The organism is Kitasatospora sp. NPDC023385, from assembly GCF_055664045.1.
This window is the reverse complement of sequence record NZ_JBVOOL010000081.1, coordinates 1-3614: the sequence shown is the minus strand read 5'-3', so window position 1 is coordinate 3614 and position 3614 is coordinate 1. Positions and strand designations below refer to the sequence as shown.

The window sequence follows — 3614 nt, the reverse complement described above, 5'->3', positions numbered from 1 at the left end:
GAGAAGACCATGGTGAGGGTTCCGTCGCCGGCGCGGCCGGTGATGAGGGCGGGGTGGGTGCCGCCGCGGGCTAGTGCGGTGAGGGCTTGGCGGCGTTCGGCGGGGTCGGTGGCGACGATGGCCGCTCGGTGTTCGAGCGCACTGCGGGTGGTGGCGAGCGCGTAGCCGACGTCCAGCGCCGAGGCGTCGTCGTCGAGGTGGTCGACCAGGCGGGCGGCCTGCGCTCGAACGGCCTGCTCGTCCCTGCCGGAGAGCAGCCACGGCACGACGGGCAGAACGGTGCCCGCACGCTCCTCCGGCTCCTCGACGACGGGCGGTTGCTCCAGGATCACGTGCGCGTTGGTGCCGCTGACGCCGAACGCGGAGACCGCGGCCCGGCGGGGCCGGTCGTGATCGGGCCAGGGTTGTTCCTCGGTGAGGAGGGAGACGGCGCCGGTGGTCCAGTCGACGTGTGGGGAGGGCTCGTCGACGTGCAGGGTGCGGGGCAGCACCCCGTGCTGCATCGCCATCACCATCTTGATGACGCCCGCGGCGCCGGCCGCCGACTGGGTGTGGCCGATGTTGGACTTCACCGAGCCCAGCCACAGGGGCTGTTCACGGTCCTGCCCATAAGTGGCGAGCAGCGCCTGGGCTTCGATGGGATCGCCGAGCTTCGTCCCGGTGCCGTGGGCTTCGACGGCGTCGACGTCGGAGGGCTGGAGGCCCGCGTTGGCGAGGGCCTGACGGATCACCCGCTGCTGCGACGGCCCGTTGGGCGCGCTCAGGCCGTTGGACGCGCCGTCCTGGTTCACCGCCGAACCGCGCATCACCGCCAGGACGGGGTGCCCGTTGCGCCGGGCGTCGGAGAGGCGCTCCAGGACGAGGACACCCACGCCCTCGCCCCAACCGGTCCCGTCCGCGGCCGCCGCGAACGACTTGCACCGCCCGTCGACCGCGAGGCCCCGCTGCCGGCTGAACTCCACGAACGCGGCCGGGGTCGCCATCACCGTCGCACCTGCGGCGAGCGCGAGTGAGCACTCCCCGTTGCGCAGCGCCTGCGCCGCCAGGTGCATCGCGACCAGTGACGACGAACACGCGGTGTCCACGGTGACCGCGGGCCCTTCCAACCCGAACGCGTAGGAGATGCGGCCCGAGAGCACAGCCGTTGCCGTACCGGTGAGGAGGTAGCCCTCCGAGCCCAGCCCGGCGTCGCCGGCCGCGTAGTGCGAGGTGGCCGAACCGATGAACACACCGGTTCGGCTTCCCCCCAGGGTGTCGATCGCGATGCCCGCCCGTTCGAAGGCCTCCCACGACGTCTCCAGCAGCAACCGCTGCTGCGGATCCATCGCCAGGGCCTCACGCGGCGAAATCCCGAACAGCCCGGCGTCGAATCCCGCCGCGTCCGCGAGGAAGGTGCCGGTCCGGGCGTACGAGGTGCCCGGCTTGTCCGGGTCCGGGTCGTAGAGCCGGTCGAGGTCCCAGCCGCGGTCGGCAGGGAACTCGGAGACCGCGTCACCGCCGCTCGCCACCAGGTCCCACAGGGCTTCCGGCGACTCGGCCGCGCCGGGGAGGCGGCAGCTCATCGAGACGATCACGACCGGGTCGTCGTCGCTTCGCACGGTCTCGCCGGGCGCCTCGGCCAGGCCGTCCTCGCCCAGCAACTCCCGCTTCAGGTAGCCGGCCAGGGCGGTGGGCGACGGGTAGTCGAACACCAACGTGGCGGGCAGCGTCAGCCCCAACGCGCTCTGCAGCCGGTTGCGCAACTGCACGGCGGTCAACGAATCGATCCCGATGCTGCGGAAGGCGGCCTGTACGGAGACCGCATCGCGGGACGGGTGCCCGAGCGTCGCGGCCACCTCGTCGCGTACGAGATCGAGCAGGACGCTGGTGCGGTCGGCGTCGGGGACCGCGGCGAGACGTGCCCGCCAGACGTGCTCGCCGGCCTCCGGGGCGCTACTGCCCGGTCCGTCCAGCGCTGCCCGGGCCTCGGCGAGGTCGCTGATGAGTGGACGGCGCCGGGCCGCGCTCAGGACCGGGGCGAAGGTGTCCCAGGCGATGGGCGCGACGGTCACGTTGGTGTCGTCACTGCCGAGCGCCCGGGCCAGCGCAGAGACCGCGAGTGCGGGCTCCATGGGCAGCAGGCCGGTGCGGCGCAGCGATTCCTCGGCCGATCCGGTGGCGGCCATGCCGCCGCCGCTCCAGGTGCCCCACGCGATGGACAGGGCTTGCAGGCCGCGGTCGCGACGCGCCTGGGCCAGGGCGTCCAGGTAGGCGTTGGCGGCGGCATAGGCGCCCTGACCGCGGCCGCCCCAGATCCCCGCCCCCGACGAGAACAGCACGAACGCGTCCAGCGCGACATCGGAGAACGCGTCGTCGAGGTTCCGCGCGCCTTCGGCCTTGCCCCGCCATGCCTGCGCGAGGACAGTGGCGTCCGTGTCCTGCAGCGCCGCGTCGGTACCGACGCCGGCGGTGTGGAAGACGGCGGTGATCGGCGTGTCCGCGCCGTCCAGCAGTCGGTCCAGCAGACGGTCCAGAGCGGACCGGTCGGCGACGTCGCAGGCTTCGATGTCCACCCGGGTGCCCGGAGCGAGCTCCTCCAGCTCCGTTCGCAGTTCCCGGGCGCCGGGGGCCTCGCTGCCACGGCGGCTGGTGAGCACGAGGTGACGTACGCCGGAACGGACCAGCCAGCGTGCGACGTGCCCGCCGAGCGCACCGGTGCCACCGGTGACCAGTGCCGCACCGGCCGTGGACCACGCCGGCTCGCCGGTCTGACCGGCGGCGCGGTTCAACCGCCGCGCGAACACCCCCGAGGGGCGTACGGCCAGCTGGTCCTCGTCCCACTGCCCGGCCAGCACCGCCCCGAGTCGCGCCGAGGTCCGGGCGTCCAGCTGTTCCGGGAGGTCGATGAGACCACCCCACCAGCGCGGATGCTCCAGACCCGCCACCTGGCCGAGCCCCCACACCGCCGCCTGGACCGGGTTCCGCAGCCGGTCGGCACGTCCGACGGAGACCGCGCCGGAGGTCAGGCACCACAGCGAACCGTCCAGGTCGACGTCCGCGCAGGCCTGGACGAGTGCCAGCGTCGCCGCGGTCGGGTGACTGCCCAGCGCCAGCAGCGACACGACGTGCTGCGGCTTGTGCTCGGCGAGCAGTTCGGCCATCGAGTCGCGCGTCTCGCTGCCGTCGCACGGCACCCGTACGGCCTCGATCGGCAGTGCCTCGACGATGGCGGCGACCAGGGGGTCGTCGGACGCGTCGGCCGGGAGGAACACCAGCCCGCGTGCCTCGAGCGCCGCGGCGCCGGCGGACGGCGACAGCGGCCGCCACCCGATCTGGTAGCGCCACGCGTCGACCGTCTCCCGCTCGGTCCGCTTGCGGCGCCAGTCGGAGATCAGCGACAACGCCGGCGCGAGGACGTGCTGGGGGTCCTGGTCACCGAGGGACAGCATGGCGGCCAGGGCGTCGAGGTCCTCCCGCTCGACCGCGCGCCAGAAGTCCGAGTCCGCGCCATGCTCCGTCACGACGTGCTGGTCAGGGCCATCGAGCCAGTAGCGGGTGTGTTGGAAGGGGTAGGTGGGGAGGGGGGTGGGTTGGGGTTTGGTGTGGTGGTAGTAGGTGTGCCAGTTGGGTGGGGT

1 protein-coding gene is annotated in these 3614 nt (G+C 73.3%); it reads right to left on the bottom strand.

The window, feature by feature from the left end; translation table 11 throughout:
- Nucleotides 1–3614, bottom strand: a 3614-nt coding sequence (locus tag AC0B61_RS37025) for an SDR family NAD(P)-dependent oxidoreductase (RefSeq protein ID WP_471746915.1), incomplete at both ends; no start/stop codon positions are given.